Annotated in this window: 23 protein-coding genes and 1 pseudogene; 5 read left to right on the plus strand and 19 right to left on the minus strand. The window is 61.8% G+C overall.

The genetic code is table 11. The features are described from left to right. Positions 1-24 precede the first annotated feature (24 nt). Positions 25-1125, plus strand: coding sequence for an ATP-binding protein (locus Clow_RS05410; RefSeq protein ID WP_069724580.1), 1101 nt, complete (start codon positions 25-27; stop codon positions 1123-1125). Here Clow_RS05410 and Clow_RS05415 read toward each other — a convergent pair whose 3' ends face one another. The 3 genes from Clow_RS05415 to lepA form a co-directional block, all read right to left on the minus strand. Beyond that, entirely contained in the window at positions 1126-2457 is a 1332-nt protein-coding gene (locus tag Clow_RS05415) for an FAD-binding oxidoreductase (protein WP_055177399.1), read from the minus strand. It abuts the gene before it with no gap. Positions 2458-2644: 187 nt separating this feature from the next. Then, on the minus strand, positions 2645-2983 hold the full coding sequence (locus tag Clow_RS11725; RefSeq protein ID WP_156334663.1) for a nuclear transport factor 2-like protein: 339 nt from the start codon (positions 2981-2983) through the stop codon (positions 2645-2647). A 200-nt stretch (positions 2984-3183) separates the two neighbouring features. Further along, positions 3184-5040: a translation elongation factor 4 gene (gene lepA, locus Clow_RS05420; protein ID WP_055177402.1), complete on the minus strand. Its 1857-nt coding sequence runs from the start codon at positions 5038-5040 to the stop codon at positions 3184-3186. 163 nt (positions 5041-5203) lie between these two features. Between lepA and Clow_RS05425 the strand changes: the two genes are divergently transcribed. Then, positions 5204-5755: a type II toxin-antitoxin system PemK/MazF family toxin gene (locus Clow_RS05425; RefSeq protein WP_055177404.1), complete on the plus strand. Its 552-nt coding sequence runs from the start codon at positions 5204-5206 to the stop codon at positions 5753-5755. A gap of 218 nt (positions 5756-5973) precedes the next feature. Beyond that, complete coding sequence (gene rpsT / locus Clow_RS05430; RefSeq protein WP_055177406.1) at positions 5974-6237, plus strand: 30S ribosomal protein S20; 264 nt, start codon at positions 5974-5976, stop codon at positions 6235-6237. A gap of 51 nt (positions 6238-6288) precedes the next feature. Here the strand turns inward: rpsT and Clow_RS05435 are convergent, their stop codons facing one another. The 12 genes from Clow_RS05435 to Clow_RS11380 form a co-directional block, all read right to left on the minus strand. After that, a complete protein-coding gene (locus tag Clow_RS05435) occupies positions 6289-6930 on the minus strand; it encodes a LysE family transporter (RefSeq protein ID WP_055177408.1) in 642 nt (213 codons plus the stop codon). After that, a complete protein-coding gene (locus Clow_RS05440; RefSeq protein ID WP_055177410.1) occupies positions 6927-7313 on the minus strand; it encodes an ankyrin repeat domain-containing protein in 387 nt (128 codons plus the stop codon). Before Clow_RS05440 ends, Clow_RS05435 begins: the two co-directional genes overlap by 4 nt. 9 nt (positions 7314-7322) lie before the next feature. Further along, positions 7323-8267, minus strand: a complete 945-nt coding sequence (gene holA, locus Clow_RS05445; RefSeq protein ID WP_055177413.1) for a DNA polymerase III subunit delta — start codon at positions 8265-8267, stop codon at positions 7323-7325. Positions 8268-8287: 20 nt separating this feature from the next. Beyond that, the gene (locus tag Clow_RS05450) at positions 8288-9946 is read right to left on the minus strand and encodes a ComEC/Rec2 family competence protein (protein ID WP_055177415.1); all 1659 of its coding nucleotides are present in this window, start codon (positions 9944-9946) and stop codon (positions 8288-8290) included. After that, positions 9943-10632 carry a ComEA family DNA-binding protein gene (locus Clow_RS05455; protein WP_055177417.1) on the minus strand — a complete coding sequence of 230 codons (690 nt, stop codon included), beginning with the start codon at positions 10630-10632 and terminating at the stop codon, positions 9943-9945. Before Clow_RS05455 ends, Clow_RS05450 begins: the two co-directional genes overlap by 4 nt. A gap of 65 nt (positions 10633-10697) precedes the next feature. Beyond that, complete coding sequence (locus Clow_RS05460) at positions 10698-11465, minus strand: DegV family protein (RefSeq protein ID WP_055177419.1); 768 nt, start codon at positions 11463-11465, stop codon at positions 10698-10700. A gap of 5 nt (positions 11466-11470) precedes the next feature. Beyond that, the gene (locus tag Clow_RS05465) at positions 11471-12160 is read right to left on the minus strand and encodes a histidine phosphatase family protein (RefSeq protein WP_055177420.1); all 690 of its coding nucleotides are present in this window, start codon (positions 12158-12160) and stop codon (positions 11471-11473) included. A 7-nt stretch (positions 12161-12167) separates the two neighbouring features. Beyond that, positions 12168-12635 (minus strand): ribosome silencing factor, encoded by a 468-nt coding sequence (rsfS, locus tag Clow_RS05470; protein ID WP_055177423.1) that lies wholly within the window; start codon positions 12633-12635, stop codon positions 12168-12170. A gap of 119 nt (positions 12636-12754) precedes the next feature. Then, entirely contained in the window at positions 12755-13366 is a 612-nt protein-coding gene (nadD, locus tag Clow_RS05475; protein WP_082418537.1) for a nicotinate-nucleotide adenylyltransferase, read from the minus strand. Continuing rightward, positions 13353-15083 (minus strand): hypothetical protein, encoded by a 1731-nt coding sequence (locus Clow_RS05480; RefSeq protein WP_211256932.1) that lies wholly within the window; start codon positions 15081-15083, stop codon positions 13353-13355. The genes nadD and Clow_RS05480 overlap by 14 nt, the downstream gene beginning before the upstream one ends. A 7-nt stretch (positions 15084-15090) precedes the next feature. Continuing rightward, complete coding sequence (locus Clow_RS05485; protein ID WP_156334665.1) at positions 15091-16113, minus strand: alpha/beta hydrolase family protein; 1023 nt, start codon at positions 16111-16113, stop codon at positions 15091-15093. Positions 16114-16163: 50 nt separating this feature from the next. Continuing rightward, positions 16164-17357: an MFS transporter gene (locus Clow_RS11380; protein WP_245625705.1), complete on the minus strand. Its 1194-nt coding sequence runs from the start codon at positions 17355-17357 to the stop codon at positions 16164-16166. Between the two features lie 185 nt (positions 17358-17542). Between Clow_RS11380 and Clow_RS05490 the strand changes: the two genes are divergently transcribed. Further along, positions 17543-18619 (plus strand): asparaginase, encoded by a 1077-nt coding sequence (locus Clow_RS05490; RefSeq protein ID WP_245625706.1) that lies wholly within the window; start codon positions 17543-17545, stop codon positions 18617-18619. A 97-nt stretch (positions 18620-18716) separates the two neighbouring features. Here the strand turns inward: Clow_RS05490 and Clow_RS05495 are convergent, their stop codons facing one another. Continuing rightward, positions 18717-19982, minus strand: coding sequence for a glutamate-5-semialdehyde dehydrogenase (locus Clow_RS05495; protein ID WP_055177428.1), 1266 nt, complete (start codon positions 19980-19982; stop codon positions 18717-18719). A 120-nt stretch (positions 19983-20102) separates the two neighbouring features. Then, positions 20103-20915 carry a hypothetical protein gene (locus tag Clow_RS05500; protein ID WP_156334667.1) on the minus strand — a complete coding sequence of 271 codons (813 nt, stop codon included), beginning with the start codon at positions 20913-20915 and terminating at the stop codon, positions 20103-20105. A gap of 47 nt (positions 20916-20962) precedes the next feature. Here Clow_RS05500 and Clow_RS11730 point away from each other — a divergent pair. Continuing rightward, positions 20963-21213: pseudogene (locus Clow_RS11730) on the plus strand (50S ribosomal protein L5); the annotation flags it as partial. A 186-nt stretch (positions 21214-21399) separates the two neighbouring features. On the opposite strand, the gene Clow_RS05510 reads toward Clow_RS11730, so the two are convergent. Next, complete coding sequence (locus tag Clow_RS05510) at positions 21400-21591, minus strand: hypothetical protein (RefSeq protein WP_055177432.1); 192 nt, start codon at positions 21589-21591, stop codon at positions 21400-21402. A gap of 251 nt (positions 21592-21842) precedes the next feature. Continuing rightward, a complete protein-coding gene (locus tag Clow_RS05515) occupies positions 21843-22763 on the minus strand; it encodes a D-isomer specific 2-hydroxyacid dehydrogenase family protein (protein ID WP_055177434.1) in 921 nt (306 codons plus the stop codon). Positions 22764-22765: the final 2 nt, after the last annotated feature.

A 22765-nucleotide genomic window follows, 5' to 3' on the forward strand; every position in this document is an offset into this window, starting at 1 on the left:
CGTACAAAGATTTTGGAGGCTGCCGTGCGCAATCCCTTCCGCCCCACCTTCGGTATCGTGCCCACCATCGTGGCCGGGCGCTCCAGCGTCGTCGCCCAAGTATCTCTCGCCCTCGATGAAGGCCCCGGCTCCCCCTTCCGCTTCACCCTCATCAGCGGGCCGCGCGGGACGGGTAAGACGGTGCTGCTCAACCTCCTGGAAAAGGAGGCGCAGGCGCGCGGATGGACTCCCCTGCGCGTGACGGCCTCGGCCACCATGCTCGATAAACTCACCGGGACTGACCTGCCTAAGCTGCTCACTGCGCTGCACCACGGGGATAAGCGCCCGCGCATCACCGGAGGCTCCATCGCTGGGATTGGCTCGCTCAACGTCGAACACACCACCGCGTACCCCTACCAGGAATCGCTGCACAGCCTGCTGCGGGAAACCGTGCTGGCTCTCGAAGCCCAGGGCGGCGGGCTCTTTTTATCCCTCGACGAATTACAATCCGCCTCCCCCGATAACCTGCACATTCTCACCGACGCCATTCAGGACGTGGTGCGCGATGAACTCCCCATCGCGCTCACCGTGGCCGGGCTCCCCTTCGAGATAGCCGAACTCCTCGCCCACCCCGGCACCACCTTCCTGCGCCGCGCAGTACCCATCGAACTCGGTGCTCTCGACGCCGCCGAGGTCAGCCGCACCCTGGCCGATACCGCCGAACGTGGCGGCAAGTACTTTGAGACTGCGGCCCTGCGTGAGGCCACCGACGCCGCCGCCGGATACCCCTACCTGGTGCAACTCATCGGCTCCGTGGGATGGTCGCTCAGCGAGGGCACCGAGATTAGCGCGCAGGATATTGAACGGGGTCTGCCCCTGGTCAAAGAGCGCATGGGCATGCAGGTTCACACCCCGGCGCTGCGTGAACTTCCCCCACGCGAACTCGAATACCTGCACATCATGGCGCAAAACCCTGGCCCCACCCCCACCGGCTCCGTGGCCGAACGCATGGGTATCCCCACCAACCAGCAGTCCACCTATCGACGCCGCCTCATCGAACGCGGCATTATCACCCCGGCTGGATATGGATACGTGGACTTTGCCATTCCCTATTTGGGGGAATATCTGCGTGAACGGGGTGAATGATTAGATAGCCCGCCCCGGAGAGAGGATATTACGCGGGTCCAGCGCGGCCTTGATCGCGTGCTGCGTGCGCAGCGTGGCGGCGTCGTATTGCCGGTGGAGTTCGTGCTGCTTGAGTAATCCAATTCCGTGCTCCCCGGAGATCACTCCGCCGAGGTTTACTGCTGCCTCCACGATCCGATCCACCACGCCTTGTGCTTGCTCGCGCTGGCCGGAATCTACCGCCACCATCGGGTGCAAATTACCATCACCGGCGTGAGCAACAATCCGCACCGCTCTTTGTTCTTCCTTTTCAATGCACCCAATGGCTTCAATCATGGCGGGCAATTGCGGCACCGGCACACCGACGTCCCCCATCACCCATTCTCCGTGCGCCTGCATGGCGGGTAAAGCTAAGCGGCGTGCTTCGAGCAAAGCATCGCCCTCCCCGGTATTCACCTCGGCGGCGCCTTTTTCACTGCTTATTTTCGCAGCTATTTCCACCGATTGTTGTGCCTGCGGCCCCAAGGCCTGACCGATGAGCAGGGCGGCACCGGGTTGCGGCAAACCACTAGGTCGGTATTCCTCCACCATCGCGGCAATGGTGGAATCAATGAGTTCGAGGGTTTCCAATTGCGTAGAACGCACAATCTCCACCACTGCCTGCCCAGCAGCGGAAAGGGAATCAAAGGCCGCCAAGAAAGTATGGGCCGGTCCAGGTTGAACGGGGGTGAGCCACACTGTTGCCTGCGTAATAATCCCCAGGGTTCCCTCCGAACCAACAAAAAGTTGGGTGAGATTAAGACCCGTGGAGTTCTTTACCGTGCGCGCCCCGGTGGTAATAACCTCCCCATTAGCCAAAACCACCTTTAATTCCGCCACGGCCTTAGCGGTATCTCCGTGGGCAAGGCAACGCAATCCTCCGGCATTGGTGGCAATATTGCCTCCCACGGTAGAGATTGCAGCGCTAGCGGGGTCTGGGGCAAAGAACAGTCCGTGCTCCCTGGCAGCGGTGTCAAGGTCTGCGGTGAGCACACCGGCCTCCACCGTGGCGAGCCTGGCGGCGGGGTCAATCCCAATAATCTGATTCATCTCGTGCAGGGCAATCACCAATCCGCCCGAGTAGGCCAAGGCCCCACCGGAAACCCCGCTTCCCCCAGCCCTCACCGATACTTTCACTCCGTATTCATTGGCCCAGGCCAGGGCAGCAGAAACGTCCTCGGTGGAGTGGGCAACCACCACCGCCTGCGGCATGCCCTCGGGAGCGACCTGGGAGGCATCGGCAGTATAGGGGGCCATCTCCAGCTCCGTGGTGAGGATTTTTCCGTGTGGGATACGTAGTGAACTCAGTGACATGCTCTTGCAGTGTACAGAATCATACTGGATTCCTGTCACAATTAGGCCAAGGTAGCGGTAGGGTCACAACTCCGCTCACCCTGCACTACATTCATAAATGCACCGCAGTCGAGTAATATGACCAACCATAAAACAAAAGCGGAAGCCTCACACATCCCAACCAACGCGAAACCAAGCCCCCAGTTAACTAAACATAGCCTTCGCCTAGATACTCACGCTCAACCGCAATAACATTATCTCTAATCTCAAAAACATTAACAGACCGCTTCCCCTCCATGCTTATCTCAGCATGAACCGTGGCGGCGCGCACGTCCGAACTAATTGATAGCACCTCAAATGTCTCACTTCGGCCGCGATACATGTCAATGATTGAATTAATATATTCGCCTCTTCCTGTAACATATTCATCCGTAGGAGAGGTATACGAAGTGATATTTGGATCAACCAAACGGGCCATCCCCCCCCAATCACGAGAGTTCTCGCACCGATAGAACTCACTCACGAGAGAAACTAGAGGATCATTCATATCATCCACCCTTATCCATTAGGATATGACGATTTTGGTTCCTTCAGTGACCACCATCTACATATACAGTAGAAATAAAATATCTCCTATACACAGATAAGAAATTCCGATGCAGGAACTCGGTGGTGTGCCCCTCTTAGTTTAGAAGCACGCCACGTCCCGCGTCTCGGTTTTAGCCCCCGTAGCCACCCCGGCTGCGCTTAAGCCTCATCCGTAGAAAGCGCCGCCACAAAGGCCTCCTGCGGCACGTTCACCGAGCCGATGGACTTCATGCGCTTCTTGCCTTCCTTCTGCTTTTCCAGCAACTTGCGCTTACGAGAGATGTCACCGCCATAGCACTTAGAAAGAACGTCCTTGCGCAGGGCCTTGATGTTCTCTCGGGAGATGATCTTGGCCCCAATGGCCGCCTGCACAGGCACCTCGAACTGTTGGCGAGGAATAATCTCCTTGAGCTTCTTCGTCATCTTGTTGCCGTACCACTGGGCGTTATCGCGGTGTACGATGGCACTAAAGGCGTCCACCGGGTCGCCCTGCAAGAGGATGTCCACCTTCACCAGGTCGGCCTCCTGCTCGCCGGCGTCCTCGTAGTTCAGGGAGGCGTAGCCCTTGGTACGCGATTTCAGCATGTCAAAGAAGTCAAAGATGATCTCGCCCAGGGGCATCACGTAGCGCAGTTCCACGCGATCCTCAGAGAGGTAGTCCATGTTCTTCATCTGTCCGCGGCGCGATTGGCACAGTTCCATCGTGGGTCCCACGTAATCGGAGGGCACAATGATGGTCATATCCACGATGGGCTCGTAAATCTCACGCAGTTTACCTCCCGGCCAGTCGGCGGGGTTGTGCACCACGTGTTCCTCGCCGTCCTCGGCCACCACGCGGTAGGTCACCGAAGGCGCGGTAGAGATGAGGTTAAGGTCAAACTCGCGCTCTAGGCGGGCGCGGGTGATCTCCATGTGCAGCAGGCCTAAGAAGCCGCAGCGGAAGCCGAAGCCCAGGGCCACGGAGGTTTCCGGCTCGAAGGTGAGCGAGGCGTCGTTAAGCTGCAACTTATCCAGGGCGTCGCGCAGCGCCGGGAAATCCTCCTGGGAGATGGGGAAGAGCCCGGAGTACACCATCGGGGAGGGGTCCTCGTAGCCCTGGAGGGGTTCTTCCGCGCCCTTGGTGGCCCAGGTGACGGTATCGCCCACCTTGGTTTCGCGCACGTCCTTCACGCCGGTGATGAGGTAACCCACCTCACCGGGGCCTAGGCCCTCGCACTTCTTGGGTGTGGGGGAAACGATGCCGATTTCTAGGAGTTCGTGCAGCGCCCCGGTGGACATCATGCGTACTTTTTGGCGCGGGGTGAGCGTGCCGTCCACCATGCGGATATAGGTGACCACGCCGCGGTAGGTGTCGTAGACGGAATCGAAGATCATGGCGCGCGCGGGGGCGTCGGCAGGCTTATCCGTGGTGGGCGCGGGGATCATCTCGCATACGCGGTCAAGCAGGGCTTCTACGCCCTCGCCGGTCTTGCCGGATACGCGCAGCACGTCCTCGGGCTCGCAGCCGATGATGTTGGCGATTTCCAGGGAGTACTTCTCCGGGTCCGCGGCGGGGAGGTCGATCTTGTTGAGAACCGGAATGATCTCCAGGTCCTTTTCCATCGCCAGGTAGAGGTTCGCCAGCGTCTGTGCCTCAATGCCCTGGGCGGCGTCGACAAGCAGGATCGCCCCCTCGCAGGCGGCCAGGGCGCGGGAGACCTCGTAGGTGAAGTCCACGTGGCCGGGGGTGTCGATCATTTGCAGCACGATTTCTTGGCCCTTGGCCGCGCCCGAGCGCGGTACCCACGGCAGGCGCACGTTTTGGGCCTTGATGGTGATGCCGCGCTCGCGCTCAATATCCATGTTGTCCAGGTATTGATCGCGCATGTCGCGCTCCTCAACCACCTTGGAAAGCTGCAAGATGCGGTCCGCCAGTGTGGACTTGCCGTGGTCAATGTGAGCAATGATGCAGAAGTTCCTGATCCGCTCCAGATCGGTGAACGTAGATTCCGCAAAATTACCGGGCGTACTGGGCATAAAAGTGGCGACCCCTTCCGTCGTGCTAACCCCTGACACTCTACCGAACAAGAAGGTATATTCTAAGCCATGTAACAGCGGTGACGGGTGAAGCGATCATCACTGTAAGCCAGGGTGACACGGTTCCCCCTTCACCGACGCCGCAGTTCTGGGATTGATGTGCATGAGTAAGTCCACCACAGCGCATGACCTCGCCGCCATGTTCAAAAAACTCCTGCCCGGAAGCAACGCCCCACCGCTGCAAGCCGGGCTCGAACGCATCAATTGCCGCCTGGGCTTTAGCGACGCCCCCGAGGCCGACGCGCAGCGCCTCCCCAGCACCATCAGCGTTTCCACCACCTCATCTAAGGCGCGCAGCATTTACTACGCCCCGGACATGGACGGCCAGCCCGAACCCGGCGAGGTGGTGTGGGTGTGGGCGCCTTCCGACGGCCCCGATAGGCCACGGCGCGATCGCGCCGTGCTGGTGATCGGCCACGGCCGGGATTCCGTGCTGGGCCTGCTCATCTCCCCCAACCCCAAGCACGCCAATGAGCCCGAGTGGCTCGACATCGGCTCCGGGGAATGGGACGAAAAGGGCCGCCAATGTTGGGTGCGCCTGGATCGCGTTCTGGAGATTCCCCACCTGGGGATACGCCGCCAGGGCGTGCTCTTTCCCCGACGGCGCTTTGAGCGCATCGCCTGCAAGCTGCGTAATCGCTACGGCTGGACCTAATTTGGGGAGTAATACCGCCTGCTGCTAATATTCTGCGGGTTATCCTTCGCTGGTTGCATCGAACACGGCGGGCAGGACCTTGGGTTCGCCAGAGTCGGTGCCAACGGCGGCGCCTTTTACACCGTGCCAGTTTTATCGTGTCAGCGCCGCCCCGGCCAATACCAGGCGGAGGATGAACATATCGAACTCTATTTCTTCGACATCAAGAGGTAACCATCATGGCAAACATCAAGTCCAAGAAGAAGCGCATTCTCACCAACGAGAAGAGCCGCCAGCGCAACCAGGCCGTGCGTTCCCGCGTGCGCACCGAGATCCGCAAGTTCCGCGAGCTCGTGGCCGAGGGCGACAAGGCCGCTGCCGAGCAGCAGCTGCGCGCCGCTTCCCGGATTCTGGATAAGTCCGTGTCCAAGGGTGTTCTGCACCGCAACAACGCGGCCAACAAGAAGTCCGGCATGGCCGCCATGTTCAACAAGATGGACTAAGGCTTCACGCCTTTAAAACCCTCGGTGCTCTAAAGAGCACCGAGGGTTTTTCTAGCTAAACAGTTCTATTATCCCCCGCGCCACGAGCACCACGCCGAAAAGGCAGAAAATAGCCCCGGCCGCCATATCAATAAACGGCCCGGTCTTAAGCGCCCGGCGCTGCACGGCCCGCGTGGAAAGCAGCGTGGCCATAGCAAGAAAATACGCCAAAGAACTCAGCCACAGGCAGGCGATAATGCTCAGCGCCGTGCCCCAGGAGGGATGCGCGGGCATCACCGGGGCGATGATCGAGGTTAAGAACAGCACGATCTTGGGATTCGAGAGATTCGTGAAGAGCCCCCGGCGCGCGCATTGCAGGCTGCTCGCCCGAGTGGTCACGGGGACGTCGGCAGCCCCATAGCCGCGCAGCCGCCATCCGGCGCGCGCCATCTGACTGCCCATGTACCCCAGATACACCCCACCGATGAGCTGAATCACCCCGATGAGCACGGGGTATCGCCCCAGCACAGCCGCCGCACCCAGCACCGTGAGCACCATCCACAGCAGCGCACCCGCGTGGATACCCAGCACGGTGGCATAGGCGTGGCGGCGATCCTTGGTAGCCGCGCGCATGACCAGCAGGGTATCCGGCCCCGGCGCGGCCACCCCCACGAGGTTTAAGGCGGTGATGGAAAGGAGTGCGCCCGCCGTCATCGCAGGCGTTCCAGCAGGTCCTCCCTGCCAAACATCTGAGCGGTTTCTATCGCCGTGGGCTGGCCATGCTGGGGATCGGCCTTGGCCTTAATCAACACGTCCACCACGGCCTCTTCCTTTTTAAAGATCGCCCCGGCCAGCGGGGATTGGCCGCGATCATTGAGCTTATCGACGTCCGCCCCGCGCTCCACCAGGGCTTCTACCAAGGCGGCATGACCTGCGTAGGCGGCCAGCATGAGAAAGCTATTGCCCTCCTGATTCACCATGTCCACCGCCACGCCGTGATCTACGTATTCGATCAATTGCTCATCGCCCCGGCGCGCCATATCAAAGAGCCGGGTGGCTAATTCCTGGACGTCCTGGGGTAATTCAGAAGAAGTCATGCGTGTAGTTTAACCAGCCAATCGGGCCACGCGCTGCACGGCGGATTCCACGGCATAGTCCGGGTCACCGCCCTGGCCCTTCACGGCGGCATCCAGGTCCGCCATGAGGATGACCGCTCGGCTCACCGAATCGCTCGACCAGCGCCGGGCCACCTTGGAGGTCTTTTCAATCACGAAGGGGTGCGCACCCAATTGCCCGGCCAGGCGTCTAGAATCCACCCGCCCCGTGGTGGAATACAGCCGCGCAATCATGCCTACCTTGGAACTCAACGAGGCCGCGATCACCACCGGGCTCATGCCCAATTGCAGGGCTCGGCGCGTGGCGGCCACGGCGCGGGCACCCTGGCCTGTGACCGCCCAGTCCGCGATGTCAAAGGCCGATACCTCCGCCACCCCGGAGTAGTAGGCCCGCACGGTGGCTACCGTGATGTCTCCTTCGGCATCGGCCACCAATTGACTCACCGCCGAGGCGAGTTCGCGCAAGTCAGAGCCCACACCCTCTAAGAGCGCGTGTACCACGTCCGGGGTAATACGCACCCCGTGGGAACGAAACTCCTGGGTGACCCAACTGGGCAATTCGCGCTGCTTGACCTCCTCGGCGCGGTGGGTGGTGGCGATCTTTTCCAACTTGGGCACCAGGGCCTTGGTGCGCCCGCCCCCGGAGTGCTCCACGATGAGGTAGATCCCTGGGCCTGGGTCCACGGCGGCCTGCAAGAGCAGATCGGCGGGTTCCTTGCCCGCGGTCTCCGTATTCTTTATCACCGCCACGCGATCATCCCCGAAGAGCGAGGGAGAAAGCACCTCTAAGACCTCGGAGGGGGTGAGTTCCCCGGCGTTCATGGTGGTGACGGTTACCTCCGGGCGGCCATCCTTAATCTGCTCGATGATGGCCCGGCGCTGCCGCTCCACGAGGAAGGCCTCTGTGCCGACGATGAGGTGAACCTGGGACTCCATGCGCTCTATCGTGCCACAGGCTAAAACCTCCCATCGGCGGCGTGCTGGGTGCCGTCCCGGTGCAAGGTCACCGGCCCATCGCGGTGTGGGAAGAATACGGGTACTCCCGCAGGTGTTTGGCTGGGATAATCCGCTGGGCGCCCAGAACCATCGCGCACCACAATTGCCTGGGCGTCGGGGCCGACCTTCATGGCCTCCTCCTCTGTATCCACCACCGCCACCCGGAGCTCGGAGAGTTCCACCGGGGGCGCACGGCGCTCCGGCCAGGCCGCCACGAGGGCCAGTACGGCCAAACCCACGATGGTGGTACGCCGATAACCCAGGAAGAAGAGGTAAGCCACCCAGGCATAGGAGAGCAACACCCATTGCGGGCGGGCCTCCACCGTGGCGAGGGGCAGGCTCGCGCACCACTGTGCTACTCGGTGAATCCACCAGGCGCAGGGCTCGATAACCCACAGGGCCACCACCTCACCACCGCCGGGAAGGAGCACGGCTACCACCGCCAACAAACCGATCACGGTAATAGGAGCCACCGCGGGAGCCACCAGCACATTAGCCAGCACCGATACCAGCGACATTCTCCCGCTCATCGCGGCCACCAGCGGTGTGGTGGAGAGATCAGCCGCGAGCGCCACCGCGAGGGCGCGCACGAGGACGTCAGGAAGCCTTGTTGCCGCTAATGTGCGATAAAGCAGCGGGTAGAGCAGCACGATTCCGGCTGTGGCCGCCACCGAGAGCGCGAACCCCCATTGGGTAGCCAGGGAGGAATCGTAGAGGAGCAGCACTATCACCGCCACGCTGAGACCGTGGAGAGGCGGAAAGGTGGCCGCGTGCGCCACCGCCAGGAGCCCCACCAACCCGGTGAGCGTGGCGCGCAGCACCGAGGGCTCCGGGCCTACGAGGAAGAAGAAAGCCAGCACGAAGAAACCCGCGCAGCCCACCTGCACCCTGGGTCCGAGCCCACACAGGCGGCACAGGAGAAAGGCGCAGGTGGCCACGATGGTAACGTTCGCACCGCTCACAGCGGAAAGATGCGAGAGCCCCGTGGCGATATAGAGTTCCCGTTCCCCGTCTCCCTGTGCAGTGGTATTGCCCAGCACCATGCCTGGAATGAGCCCTTGGGTAGCCTCCCCCACCTGAGCCTGCACGGCCTCGATGAAGCGTTGGTGTACCCCGGCCACCCAGGCGTGGAGCCCCTGCGGATTGCCGGCCTGCCAGTCCTCCACCGTGCCCACCCAGCGCCCCAACCCGGCGCGCTCGCTGATTTCCCATTGCACGTGAGCGCTGAGTGGAGTTCCGCGCGCCAGGTTCAGGGGTTCCTGGGATTCCACAAAGAGCGGAACCTGTGCCGGATAGCCCTCGACGTGCACCGGCAATAGCCAGGTATCCCCGGAGATGCTGCGGGGTTCACCCGCCACCTGGGCGCTCACCTGCTCCGGCAGCGGATTCTGGGCGTCTCGCCACCGCGCGTGGCTCAATATCCCGGCCACGATTCCCACGGCGGCGAGCACCATCGCCTGCCCCGCCGAGCGCGCGGCCCACGCACCCAGAACGCAGAGCGCTACCAGCCCCAGGGCAAGCAGCGGGCCGGTAGTCGGACCCGCCGAGCCTGCCAGCACCATCACCAGCGTGACCGCCCATACCAGCGCTGCGGCGGGAACAAGCCGCGCCTCTCTCACGGGACCACCTGGCTTTCCAAGGCCGCATACTTTGCCGGGCCAATACCGCGCACTTCTTGTAACTGCGCCACCTCGCTAAAGCCCCCGTGGGAATCCCGGTATTCCACGATGGCCCGCGCGGTCACCTCCCCCACTCCGTTGAGCGTGGTGAGTTCTTCCACCGTGGCCTTGTTCAGCGAGATTTTCCCCGGTTCAGCCGAGGCTGCCGGACCCGGAGAAGGCAGCGGCTCCGATACCGCACCCGGCCCTTCCCCGTGGGCGGGCACGTAAATCTGCTCGCCGTCCTCCACGCGGCGGGCCAGGTTCAGCGGCAGCGTATCGGCCTCTGGTCTGGGTCCGGCCTGGGCCAGCGCATCGGATACCCGCGCCTGCGGCGGCAAACGTACCAGGCCGGGACGATCTACCTGCCCCACCACCGCCACCACAATCTCCTGCGGTTCCTCGGTGGTGGTCGAAGGGCTCAGCGTGGGAAGGGCGGCCACACCCGAGGGCGCAAGGAAGGCGGTATCCTCTTCATCTCCGCGCGGCCATATCCACCACAGCCCCAGGAGTATCAGTGCCGCGCACGCCACGGCGATCCCCTGCCGGGGCGTAATCGCCCAGCGCGGGCGGGGATATTCCACCCGCATGAGTTCTTCCTCCCCCGTGGGGCGGGTGAGGTCTTTGAGCCTTTCTCGCACCTGCATGGGCCATAGGCTAAAAGCGTGGGGGACGCGGGACGTCGATAAGCAGAAAGAGATTGTGGATAACTTTAGTTATCCACAATGGACACCGCGATAGCCCCCGGCCCCGCGTGCGCGGCTAGCACGTCTGCTAGGGGGAGAATACGCACCTCAGAGCCCTCCGGCAGGGCCTCTTCCAGCAGGGCGGCGAGCTTGCGCGAGGCCTCCCGAGCCTCATGCTCCTGGAGGAATACGCGCACCGGCTTATCCCCGGCGGCCTGCACCGCCAATTCCGTCAGGCGCTCGAAGGCGCGGGTCTGGGTGCGGGTTTTTACCGCTAGTTCCACGCGTCCCTCGCGCACCCGCATGATCGGCTTGGAGGCCAACGCCGTGGAGATCATCATGGTACCCGCCGATACCCGGCCCGAACGCCGCAACTCATCGAGGCGGTGAGCGTAGAGGAAGGTAGCGGCGGAATCTAATACCCGAATGGCGGCCTCATAACATTCTTCGAGGTCACCGCCCTTATTCGCGGCCTGTGCGGCGGCCACGGCGGCCGCCCCCACCCCCATACCCAGGGTGGGGGTATCCACCACGCGCACGGACTCATGGAAAAGGGCGGAGGCCTCCACCGCCGCCGACCAGGTAGAAGAAAGTTCCTTGGGCACGTGCAGGGCCACCACCCCGGCGTCACCTCCGCGCTCTAGCATGCGGGCGTAGCAGGCGCACAGTTCCAGCGCGCTCAGGCCCGCGGTGCCGCCCTTGGTGAGGTGCATATTCAGCACCGCGATGCCGTATTCCTCTGCTACCTCCGGGGGCAGTCCCGCCGAGGAATCCACCACCACGCGCACCGTCACGGCTCTTAGGCCCCCATGTTCCAGGCGTCAAGGTACCACTGCGCCTGAGCCACCGAGGCGGCATCAAAGCGGGGGGTGGAACCAGGCTCGGTATCCAGGGCGTCGGTGCTGCCAGGGCTAAAGTGCGGGCGGGCCGTCAGTTGCGCCCAGTGGGCATTGTTGAGCCCGGAGATCAGCGGGTACTGATCCTGGTGCAGGCCCAAAAGGTTGCTGGTGAGCGCGGAGATCGTGCCGCCGTGAGCCACCAAAAGAACGGCGGCATCGTCCCATTCGGGGAAGCTACTCATCAGTTCCTCCACCACCGGGCGGGCGCGGCGGGCCACCTCCAAGCGGGACTCCCCCTCGGGCGGGGCCCAGGAGGCGTCGTGCCGCCAGATCGCGCGCGCACCGGGGAGTTCCCCATCGACCTCCTGGTGCGTCTTGCCCTGCCACTGGCCCAGGTGGGTTTCCCGCAGGCGAACATCGGTGCTCACCTCTAGGCCCAGGTGCTCCGCGATGATCTGGGCGGTCACCGTGGCGCGCTCTAAATCGGAGGCCACCACGCGCGTAATGCCACGGCCTTCCAGCAGGCGGGCGGCCTCGCGGGCCTGGCGTATCCCCTCCTCAGAAAGGGCGGTATCCAGCTGCCCCTGCATACGCCGGGTGGCGTTATAGACGGTCTGCCCGTGGCGGGCCATGATGAGGCGTCGCGTCATGGTGGGATCAGTACTCGTCCTCGCCCGGGGCCTCTGCCGCCAGCGGAATATCCTCGATGGATTGCACCTGGCGCAGATCCACCTCCTCGGACCACTCGCCGGGGCGCTGCGGGGTCTCCAATCCCTCTACCTCGATGAGCGGGCAGTCGCGGTACAGGCGATCCAGGCCGTAGAACTCGCGCTCCGGCTCGCGCTGCACATGCACCACCAGGGAGCCGTAATCCAGCAGCACCCAGCGGTTTTCCCGGTTCCCCTCGCGGCGCAGGGGCTCCATCTTATTGCTGGTCAGCGCATCCTCCACCTCCTCGACGATGGAGCGCACCTGGCGCTCGTTATCCGCCGAGGCGATCACAAAAACATCGCTAATAGCCATCACATTAGATACATCAATGACCGCGATATTGCTGGCCTGCTTCTCATCAGCCGCCAGGGCCGCGATGCCCGCCAGGCGGCGGGATTGCTCAGAGACAGTCACACAAATCCTTCGTTGCTCATGCAGGAGTAATACCGCTCCCATCATTCCATAACATGCAGGTCACCGGCGAACTGTGCGGCGGCACGCGCACGTGAGGCTTATCGAAGCCCCCGCGGGTCCTACTTTCCGTACAGCCCCCGTTTGGCGATGTACTGCACCACCCCCTCCGGCACCAAGTACCACAGGGGCTGCCCCTGGGCGCAGCGCTGCCGACAATCCGTGGAAGAAATAGCCATCGCCGGTACCTGAACGAGGGAGATGTGCTCCCGGTGTACCTCGGGAATGACATCCTCGTGCAATTCATATCCGGGCCGCGTGACCCCAATGAAATGCGCCAGCGAGAACATACCCTCCCAGTCTCGCCAGGTCACAATGCTGCGCATGGCGTCCGCACCGGTGATAAAGAATAATTCCGCTTGCGGGAATTGATCGCGAATATCGCGCAACGTATCCACGGTATAGGTGGGCCCACCGCGCTCTATGTCCACGCGGCTCACGGAAAACTTCTCATTCGAGGCCGTGGCGATCACCGTCATTAAATAGCGATCCTCTGCTGCCGATACCTCTTTATCCGCCTTTTGCCAGGGCTGGCCGGTGGGCACAAAGATCACGGTATCCAGGTCAAAGCGGTGGGCCACCTCGCTGGCGGCCACCAGGTGCCCATTATGAATCGGGTCAAAGGTGCCGCCCATGATGCCGATGCGGGCCGGGGCGTCGTTACGCTTCATCATGGCTGGGCACCTCCGTGTAGGGCAGGTGCGCTACCTCGCTAAGCAGCGGTACCGCCACGTTATCCACCGGGGAGTTCCACACCTCCATCTGGGAGGGCGTGACCTTCAAATACACCTGGTGGAACTGCTCGTTCTCCATATATCCCGCCAAGAAATTAGCCAGGGCGGGGTTAGCTTGGACCTGCTGCTGAGTTTCCTCGGGCACCTCAATGGCCGCCATATAATTGCGCGGTATTCCCTCCGCCAGGCCCGCCGGGCGGGAGCCAAACTCGCTTTCCACCGGGAGCATGCGCATGGATAGCGGCGTGCCCAAGCGTCCATCCACGCTGTGAAAAATAAAGCGATAGTCCTGCCCACCGATACTAAGGGTGACGTCGCGGCGCGGGGAGGCATAGGCGAACTCGCGCACATTCATGGTGACCCCGGGGGTTAATTCCCCGCGGTAATGGAAAGGCGAGGCCTCCGCCAGAGTATCCGCGCTGCGGTCCTCCTGCGGATTCGATAATTCCTTACCCTGCAAGGGCTGGCCGGTGGGCACAAACTCCCATTGCTGCCCGGTGAGTTCCTTCTTCCAGAAGCCCGTATTACCCACCTCATCGAGGCCCTCCACGCGCAACTCTCGGTTATTCGAGCCCGGCGCGGTGGAATGGATAGAAATGCGGCTGGTAATCCGGCCCGGAATCTTGGGCTGATGGTGCCAATCATCCCCCGGCAGGCCAATGGGAGCGGTGGAATCATTCAGGCGGTGTTGCGCGGCGTCCACAGCCGCCGGGCGCTCATCCTCGCCCCAGCCATAGCGGAATTGAGCGGGGTCCGAGCCATTAACGTCAAAGTCGGATAGCCGCGTGTACATATCGCCGTAACGATTAGTAATAAAAATGACAGACCCCGAGGCCGAAATAGCCTCCGCCTGGAATCGGGAGTTCCACGGAGTACCCACCTCATAGGAATAATCGCGGGCCAACCAGGGATCGAGGGAATAGATACGCGAGCCGTCCTCGCTCAGCGCCACCGCCTGAGTGACCTTAGCCAGGGAAACCGGCTGTTGCTTGCCATCGGGGGTGTCATAGACGCGATCAGTATGGGTACCAATGAGGCTCAGCGCCCAGCGCCCCGGCTGCGTGGTGGGCATCTGCATTCCCTTGCCCAACCACACCGGCCCACCCCAAGCCCTAATCCATCCCCAGCGCTGAGGGCTGGATTGCAGGTTAGAAAGCGTGTACATCCAGCCCGCCTCGTCCAGGGCCAGCAGGGCATCATCGTTGAGCGAGATACCCGTGATCTTCCCCTTCAAACATTCCGGAGTGGGTGCCTCACGCCACTGAGAATCCCCCACGCGCCGCACAAAGAGGTCACCCCCGCTCAATGCGGCCTCTATCTGTTCATTAAAGCCCTGGGTGTTATCGCGTACATCTACCCGCTCGGGTAGGTGCGCCTGGTTCCCTTGGTGCGCTTGGTCCCCTTGACGTGATTGGGCGGAGGCCAAGGGCAAATCTTCATAGCCCTCCATCCCATAATCCGGGGGTACAAGGCCTAGAGGGAACTGACCATTCCCCTTCAGTACATCGCCAAGGTAAGGCACGCACTGCTGCGGCCCCGCAGATTCGGGGATAACCGGCTGGGGCGAATCGGCGGGCACCGCCTGGGCAATTCCCTCCGGGCCATAAGCCACTAATGCAGCAGAAAGAACAGCGCCGTATATCGTGCGATACTTCATCGCCGCCCTACCTTTCTCCATTGTTGTGCGTCTGCGTGTTGTCCGCCTGCGTGCCGTGTGCCTGCGTGTCCGCCCGCACCTCATCTACCCAGCGAGCAAAAGAATCGGCCACCTGTCCCTCCGCCTCAGTGGCCCCGGCGGGATTCTCGGCGGCGTTCAGGAAGTACAGGGCGTGCGCTCCCCCGCCACCAGAAAGCGCCTTGGAGGCCGATTCCCAACCGGTATCGCACACAAAGTCATCGCGCAGGCAGTAATTCACGCGGTGTTGCTCATCCGTGGCGGCAAGGGTGCGGGAGTCCAGCGGAGCCAGGCCCAGCAGCCCCACCCCGGTCTTGGGGTCGCCCACCAGGGAGGGGTCTTGCCAAGACAACAGGGGGTTGCCGATGTACACGGTGCCACGCAGCCGGTCACCGAGGGCGGCGTTAATATCGCGTTCCCTCGCGGAAAGGAGCATAGCCCCCTGGGAATAACCGAAGAAGACATAATCCGGGTGGCAGCCAGATTCCGCCTCATAATCGCGGATCACATCGTCCACACTCAGCGTGCCCTGCACCACGGACTCGAAGAAACCCCTGGCGGCGTCGGCAGCAATCTGGTGTGCCGGGGTTTCGCGCAACAGATTACCAATGCGCCGCAGAGTTTCCAGGGCGCTCATCTCCTCGCCCACCTCGGCAATGCGCGGAACGTGGAGGGAGGCGGGATACACGGAGGCGTCGAGAGGCAACACCTGCACGTCCTTCATCAGCGATTCTCCCGTGCGCTCCTGATAGCGCTGCTCGGAGAATTGGAAGAAGGCGCGGATATTTTCTTCCTCGTAGCCATTGGATACCCAGGGGGCCTCCGGGCTATAGCGGGTGGGTTCCAGGTTCTCGTTTTGCTCGGAACCACGGGCAGCAATCACCGTCACCGCCGGGCACTGTCGAACTTCCGGCTCCGCCTGGGCAGGTTCCTGGGTTGGTTCTGCCTGGGCCGGGGCGGCAAGGCTCAGCGAGGCTATACCTGCGACAAATAAAGAAGCAATCTTCCGCATAATTATCACCAATCTTAAAATAACGCCACACAAGAAAGTGAACAGAGCGCTTAGGAACTTCTAAGATTCCAAGACGCCCACGAAATAAGCGCGCTAGCAGTAATAATAACCATAATGATGGAAGCCACACCAGACCATCCCGCCACCACATACACCGGCCCCAATGCGACAGCGGCAATAGCGCCGCCCAAATAATATCCAGAAAGATAAAGACCAACTATTGCGGACTTACGATCGGGAATCAAGCGGCCTGCCATAGCAGTGCCCACCGACTGCCCCGCAAAAACGCCAATGCAGGACATAGCCAAACCAACACATACAGATACAACCGAAGGTATCAATGTCAAAGCCACGCCTATCATACTCACAACCTGAGAAAGTACGAAGGAGTAGCGCGGCCCAATAACCGAATTAACCCTACCAAACCAAGGGGTTGTGATAGTTGGCAATAAGAAAATGACGAATATCAACCCGACGGCGCTCGTGGATAGAGAAAAAGGCTCAGCGGTCAGCGCCAGAGAAGCGAAGGTGAACATTCCCACTTGCTGGAATAGTAGCGTAGCTCCGATGAGGATAGTGAAAATTACGCGAGGATTAAACCCAATCCGGGAACTCGATGCACCCCGCGAATCCTCACGGGAATATGGCCGGAGATTCCTCTCAGAGGGAAGCCTCCACCACACATAGAAAAGGATCAACACCAAAATAGTAGAGTTACCCACAAAGGAAAGACGCCACGAACCAGTGACATCGACAATGGCCGCCGAGAGCATGCGACCCAAGAATCCACCAAAAGCCGTGCCCGCGACATAGAGGGCATTAAGTTTTAATGATAGAGGATGGGCATACTCCTCACTGATATAAGCCACCGCCGTAGTAAAGATGAAGGGGCAACATATCCCCTGCACAAGGCGGATAAATAGAAGAGAGTAAAAGTCCCAAGAAAAACTAGCCAGTATTGTCAATACAGCCATAACCGCAATAGCGATAACCATGATACGGCGCCGCCCGAGACGGTCAGATACCACCCCAGCTATGGGGGCCGTCAGAGCCACACCAACCGTCGCCGCACTCACCGTCCATGCTGCTTCAGTAACATCTACCCGAGCCCACACGCTTAAATCATTGAGTATTGGCTGAGTGGAATAAAGATTAACAAGCGCGGTTACGCCCAATAAAAATAGGGCAATCTTCTCACTAAGTGGAGCAGAGTTTTTTGCAGTATCAGGCTTACTTGGATTCAAGGTACCTCCTCTAGCAATGGAGTAACTATCGCGCGCATCGCACCACATTAGCCACGCAGATTAATCACGCAGATGAGAACCAATACTCCATGTGTGACCTTACCAACACCGCAAGGCCTATGCGAGAGATCAACATAACTGCACTGTAGCCTCTTTTTAGCTTTTCCTCGCCCTATACTCAGACCATGAGACCCCCGAGCATGAAACTCCCGATCCGTACCATTACCGTCCTCGCCGCCCTTGGTCTGCTCAGCGCCTGCACCATCTCCGCTCAGTCCGAGAACACCGAGAACCCCACTGGCCCCACCACTACCGAAGAAAGCCAGAACTTCAGCGGCCGCGTAGTGGTGTTGAGCACCGGGGGAACGATTGCCAGCACCACCGATGCCACGGGGGCGCTGGTGCCTACCGTTTCCGGGGAGGCTCTGATTAGCCCCGTCCGCGACCGCCTCGGATCAGACTTAGACCTTGAGGTGCGCGAGATCGCCCAATTGGATTCCTCCGCCATGACTTTCCGCGATACCGATACGATTCTCGCGGCTATCTCCCAAGCGCTCACAGACCCCGAGGTCACCGGCGTGGTGGTCACCCACGGCACCGATTCGATGGAGGAAACCGCCATCGCCGCCGAGACCTTCCACCCCGATGATCACCCCATCGTGCTCACCGGCGCCATGCGGCCTGCCGACGATCCCGACCCGGACGGACCCGATAACCTCGCCCAGGCGATCACGCTCGCGGCGAATAAGAACACACGCCCCGGTGCCTACATCGCCTTCCACGGTTCCGTCTATCCCGCCCGCGGGGTCTACAAAGCCCACACCACCAAGGACGATGGCTTTGCCACCAACGCCCCGGAGAACGCCCCGAAAAACCCAGCAAACCTCCCCCTAGCCCCCTTGGACGGCACCGAGGTGGAAATTATCGCCGCCTACCCCGGCGCGCCCCGCGCGCTCATAGACTCCGCCATCGCACGCGGCGCACAAGGGCTCGTCATTCAGGGCATGGGCGCGGGCAACGTGGGCGGCGAACTAGCCGCCGCCATATCCGACGCCCTGGACCAGGGTGTTGCCGTGGTAATGAGTACCCGCGTGCCGGAGGGCAGCGTGGAAGCTGCTTATGGCGGCGCGGGCGGTGGAGCCACCCTGCAAGCCCAGGGGGTTATAAGTTCCGGATATCTGCGCCCGGCCCAGGCGCGCGTACTCCTTGCCGCAGCACTGGCCACCGGCACGGACCCCGCCGTGCTCTTCGGCCAAAACTAGCCAGGGCTAGACAGAACTAACCAGAGCCAGCAATCACAGCACCCACAAACCCCCGTGAGCAAGCAGCAGAGCGGCCAAGGAAACCGAGGGAGAAAACCTAGGGCCGCACCTGGCCGTTGCCCTCCAGAATCCACTTGGTGCTGGTGAGTTCCGGCAGGGCCATCGGTCCGCGGGCGTGGAGCTTCTGGGTGGAAATACCGATCTCCGCGCCCATGCCGTACACCTCGCCGTCGGTAAAGGCGGTGGAGGCGTTCACCATCACGGCGGCGGCATCGACCTCCTGGGTAAAACGCTGCGCGGTGGAGTGGTTCTGGGTGGCAATGGCCTCGGTGTGCCCGGAGGACCAGCGCGTGATGTGGGCAATCGCCCCATCGACGCCGTCCACCACGGCAGCGGCGATGTCCATGCTCAGGTATTCCTCGCCCCAATCCTCATCGGTAGCGGGCACCACGTCGCCCAGCTGCTCGGGGTCGCCGTGCACGGTCACTCCGGCCTCCTTGAAGGCCGCCACGATGCGCTGCTGTGTGTCGGTGGGCAGGGCGGCGTCGATAAGCACCGTCTCGGTGGCATTGCACACCGAGGGCCGCCGGGTCTTGCCGTTGAGCGCCATCTCCAGGGCGGAATCGAGGTCGGCGTCCTTGTCGATGTAGAAGTGGCAGTTGCCCGTGCCCGTCTCGATGGCGGGGACGGTGGCGCCGGTGACCACGGCGTCGATAAGCCGGGCGGAACCGCGCGGAATCACCACGTCCACCAGCCCGCGCGCGGTGATGAGGTCTTGCACGGAATCGTGGCTTTCGCAGGGCAGAAGTTGCACTGTCTCCCGCGGCAGGCCGTGCTTCTGTACTACCTCTTGGAGCAGTTCCACCAGGGCAGCGTTGGAGTTGCGGGCGGACTTGGAACCGCGCAGCAGCGCCACGTTGCCGGACTTGAGCGCCAGGCCAAAGGCATCCACCGTGACGTTGGGGCGGGCCTCATAGACCATGCCCATCACGCCCAGAGGCACGCGCACCTGGCGCATGGCGATGCCATTGGGCATAACGTGGCCGCGCATCACCTCCCCCACCGGATCGGGCAGGCTGGCTACCTGGCGCAGTCCCCCGGCCATGCCCTCAATGCGCCCCGTATCCAGGGAGAGGCGGTCCACCAGGGAGTCCGACATTCCGGCCTCCCGCCCGGCCTCGACATCGAGGGCATTGGCCGCCAGCACGCGCTCGGCCTGGCTCACCAGGGCCTCGGCGGCGGCAAGGAGCACCTCGTTCTTCTGCGCGGAGGTCAACCTGGCGATCTGCGGGGCGGCGTCCTTGGCCGCCCGGGCCTTGGTAAGAACCTCTGTGCGCTCTGACTCACGAGTTTTAGCGTCCATGCCACGCGAGTGTACGCGAGGGGCGGGTCATTCTTCTTCCGTGCGGTCTGCTTCCGGCTCCTCCGCAGGGGCTTGTCGACGCCGCCCCGCGCCCTCCTGCCCGGTATTCTCCTGCTCTGTTCACGCTTCCCAGCGCTGCCGCGTTTCCCGCGCTTTTTTCGCGCGCCGCAACGAGATCACCCCAACGACCAAGCCGAGCACCAAGGGAATCCATATCTTGTTGTGCTCCAGCAGCCACAGCACCCAATCCGGCAGCGTTATATCTGGCATTTCCGGCCACGGAATATCCGGCCACGGAATCGAGGGAAGCGAAATATTCGGCCAGGGAATTGAGGGTAAAGAGACATCCGGCAGCGGAATACTGGGAAGGGAAACATCGGGGAAGAAACTCAGCAGCCACTTAATAAACCGGGAAATAAGCGGACCCAATACCAGCACGCCGATGGCCCAACCCGCCTTGCCCATGCCTCCAACCAGGGGATAGACCAGGCGCTTCCACGGCGATTCCTGCATAGCCCGGTAGTATTTCTCCGCCTTGGAGCCCGGTGGCGGGACCATATCTACTACTTCGCCGGGGGCGGATTCCACGTAGGCGGCCTTAATCCACCGCCCCATAAAGCCGGTTTCCATGCGCAGGCGCGGGCGCGACGGCGTGGTGATTTTGACCGTGTACTCGCCCTCTTTGAGCACTCCCTCCGGGGCGGTGGCCAGCGGAATCACGCGCTTTTCTAGTTGCTTATAGCGCGCCACCGGAACCCCCTCCCGCAGCACGAGCAAGGTGGGGAAGATCGGTGCCTCCTCCCCCTCGGGAAAGCCAGGGTCAAAGGCGCGCAGTTGCTGCGCCGAACCCGCATACACCCGAATCTCCCCTAATTCCGGGTGGTCGAGAGTCCACTCCTCGGGTGCAGCACCGCCCACGGAATCTTCACTCATGCGGGCAGGCTAACACACGAGTGTCCACGGCCCTGGGCGGCAACCACATCGGAGAGTTTCTGGACCCCTGCTGACCATCGCGCTGCCACGTATCCGCGACTTCCGCGGCCTGTCCGATCAGTAGTTCGACGGCCACGGCAACTACACCTTCGGCCTCAACGAGCAATCCATGTTCTACGAAATCGACGTAAACAAGATTGATCGTCCACGCGGTATGAACATCACCGTTGTCACCACCGCGACCAACGATGAGGAAAGCCGCGCACTGCTGCGCAAGCTGGGCTTCCCATTCAAGTAGACCGGCTCCGCTGAGTAATTCGGCGAAAGCCTAGCTCCTTCTGGAAAACCCTCACGGAGTTTCCACATGAGGGCCGACCGCAGAAAACCCCGTACATCCTAAACCCATAATCATCATCCTGTTCCCCTCACTTTGCTTGGGGAGAGAATAATCGAGGAAGGGAAGTACGGGATTTTTTGCTGCCTACTAGGACTGCTTGCCTTCCTTATGGAGGGAGTAAGACTGCACGGCCATGAGGGCGAAGATGGCCCACAGGAGACCAGTGCTGTTACCGCGTACGGGAGCCCAGTACATTGCGCCGAAAAGGGCTACAGCGGCGAGGATGACTGAGAGGATCAACCAGAGGGTGCGGAGCTTATTGTTCTGAGACTGGAACATAATATTCGAGGACAATCCTTTTCGAGGGGCATAGGTAACGGGGATTACGCACCAGAGTTAAGTGCGTGCGGGTTACAGCGCTGCTGGTGATTTAAGAAATGTTTAGTAGTCCTTCCGCCGATAAATATTATCAGAGGCATTTCTGTGGTGCTGGGTAATGAAGGGTGGGACTGATGCATCCAGGAGCCAAGCACAGGCACCAAGAACCAGGGCATCAATGCACCCAAGGCACCAGAAACCGAACACCGGCCCTAGTACCCCGCCACCGGATCGCACTCGGTTTCCATGCGCTCGCCTGCCTCATAGAGCGCGGCATTGCGCACCGCCAGGGCGGGCAGGCTGCGGCGCATGATCGGCACCGTATTGGTGGTGTGCGGGGTTATCAGGCAGTTATCCAGCTCCCACAGCGGGTGATTATCCGGCAGCGGTTCCGGGTCGGTCACATCGAGGCCCGCCCCCGCAATCTGCTTGGCGCGCAGCGCCGATACCAGGGCATCGGTATCCACCAGCGGCCCGCGCCCGGCGTTAATGAGGAAGGCGGAGGGCTTCATCTGCTCTAGAACCTCGGCGTTCACGAGGTCGTGTGTTTCCTCGGTGAGCGGAGCGAGCAGCACCACGAAGTCCGCGCGGCCCCACAGGGCGGGTTCCTCCTGCAAGCGCGCTATCGGATAGGTTTCCTGCGCTCCGGGCACCTCGCGGCCGCTTCTATTCACGGCTATGACGTGGCAGCCAAAGGGATCAAGCAGTTCGATGAGCCTGCGCCCAATGCCGCCCGCGCCCACAATCATCACGGTCTTATCCTCATAGAGGAATGACGACTCATGCTGCATCGTCTCCGCCACGTCCCAGGAGGCCCGCGCGGTCACGAGCTTGTACATGTGCGCGGCACCCAGCATGAGGCCCAGCGTTCCCTCGGCCACGGAATCGGCATAGAGGCCTGCGGCATTGGCCCAGCGCACGTCACCGCTCAGCAGGCCTGCCTCGCGCAGCCCGTCGAGCCCTGCAAAGGCCATCTGCACGTACTTCACGCTGGCTGGCAGCTCCGGGAAGTCCTCGGCCCCGCCGTGGAATACCAGGAACTCCGCGCCGTCGAGCGGGCCGTGCTCGTGCCCCGCCGCTTCTAGTCCTTGCACTACCTCCGGCCACGGGGTAGGCAGCATGGCAAATCTCATCG

Source organism: Corynebacterium lowii, assembly GCF_001412085.1.
Classification (GTDB): domain Bacteria; phylum Actinomycetota; class Actinomycetes; order Mycobacteriales; family Mycobacteriaceae; genus Corynebacterium; species Corynebacterium lowii.

What these genes read in the sequence shown, in the direction of transcription:
- Clow_RS05490 (WP_245625706.1), top strand. Translation starts at nt 17,543, where the DNA reads ATGAGACCCCCGAGCATGAAACTCCCGATCCGTACCATTACCGTCCTC.
- Clow_RS05415 (WP_055177399.1), bottom strand. Translation starts at nt 2,457, where the DNA reads ATGTCACTGAGTTCACTACGTATCCCACACGGAAAAATCCTCACCACG.
- holA (WP_055177413.1), bottom strand. Translation starts at nt 8,267, where the DNA reads ATGGAGTCCCAGGTTCACCTCATCGTCGGCACAGAGGCCTTCCTCGTG.
- Clow_RS05440 (WP_055177410.1), bottom strand. Translation starts at nt 7,313, where the DNA reads ATGACTTCTTCTGAATTACCCCAGGACGTCCAGGAATTAGCCACCCGG.
- Clow_RS05480 (WP_211256932.1), bottom strand. Translation starts at nt 15,083, where the DNA reads ATGAAGTATCGCACGATATACGGCGCTGTTCTTTCTGCTGCATTAGTG.
- Clow_RS05465 (WP_055177420.1), bottom strand. Translation starts at nt 12,160, where the DNA reads ATGACGCGACGCCTCATCATGGCCCGCCACGGGCAGACCGTCTATAAC.
- Clow_RS05510 (WP_055177432.1), bottom strand. Translation starts at nt 21,591, where the DNA reads ATGTTCCAGTCTCAGAACAATAAGCTCCGCACCCTCTGGTTGATCCTC.
- Clow_RS05455 (WP_055177417.1), bottom strand. Translation starts at nt 10,632, where the DNA reads ATGCAGGTGCGAGAAAGGCTCAAAGACCTCACCCGCCCCACGGGGGAG.
- rpsT (WP_055177406.1), top strand. Translation starts at nt 5,974, where the DNA reads ATGGCAAACATCAAGTCCAAGAAGAAGCGCATTCTCACCAACGAGAAG.
- Clow_RS05435 (WP_055177408.1), bottom strand. Translation starts at nt 6,930, where the DNA reads ATGACGGCGGGCGCACTCCTTTCCATCACCGCCTTAAACCTCGTGGGG.
- lepA (WP_055177402.1), bottom strand. Translation starts at nt 5,040, where the DNA reads ATGCCCAGTACGCCCGGTAATTTTGCGGAATCTACGTTCACCGATCTG.
- Clow_RS05500 (WP_156334667.1), bottom strand. Translation starts at nt 20,915, where the DNA reads ATGAGTGAAGATTCCGTGGGCGGTGCTGCACCCGAGGAGTGGACTCTC.
- Clow_RS05515 (WP_055177434.1), bottom strand. Translation starts at nt 22,763, where the DNA reads ATGAGATTTGCCATGCTGCCTACCCCGTGGCCGGAGGTAGTGCAAGGA.
- Clow_RS11725 (WP_156334663.1), bottom strand. Translation starts at nt 2,983, where the DNA reads ATGAATGATCCTCTAGTTTCTCTCGTGAGTGAGTTCTATCGGTGCGAG.
- Clow_RS05485 (WP_156334665.1), bottom strand. Translation starts at nt 16,113, where the DNA reads ATGCGGAAGATTGCTTCTTTATTTGTCGCAGGTATAGCCTCGCTGAGC.
- nadD (WP_082418537.1), bottom strand. Translation starts at nt 13,366, where the DNA reads ATGATGAAGCGTAACGACGCCCCGGCCCGCATCGGCATCATGGGCGGC.
- Clow_RS05425 (WP_055177404.1), top strand. Translation starts at nt 5,204, where the DNA reads ATGAGTAAGTCCACCACAGCGCATGACCTCGCCGCCATGTTCAAAAAA.
- Clow_RS05495 (WP_055177428.1), bottom strand. Translation starts at nt 19,982, where the DNA reads ATGGACGCTAAAACTCGTGAGTCAGAGCGCACAGAGGTTCTTACCAAG.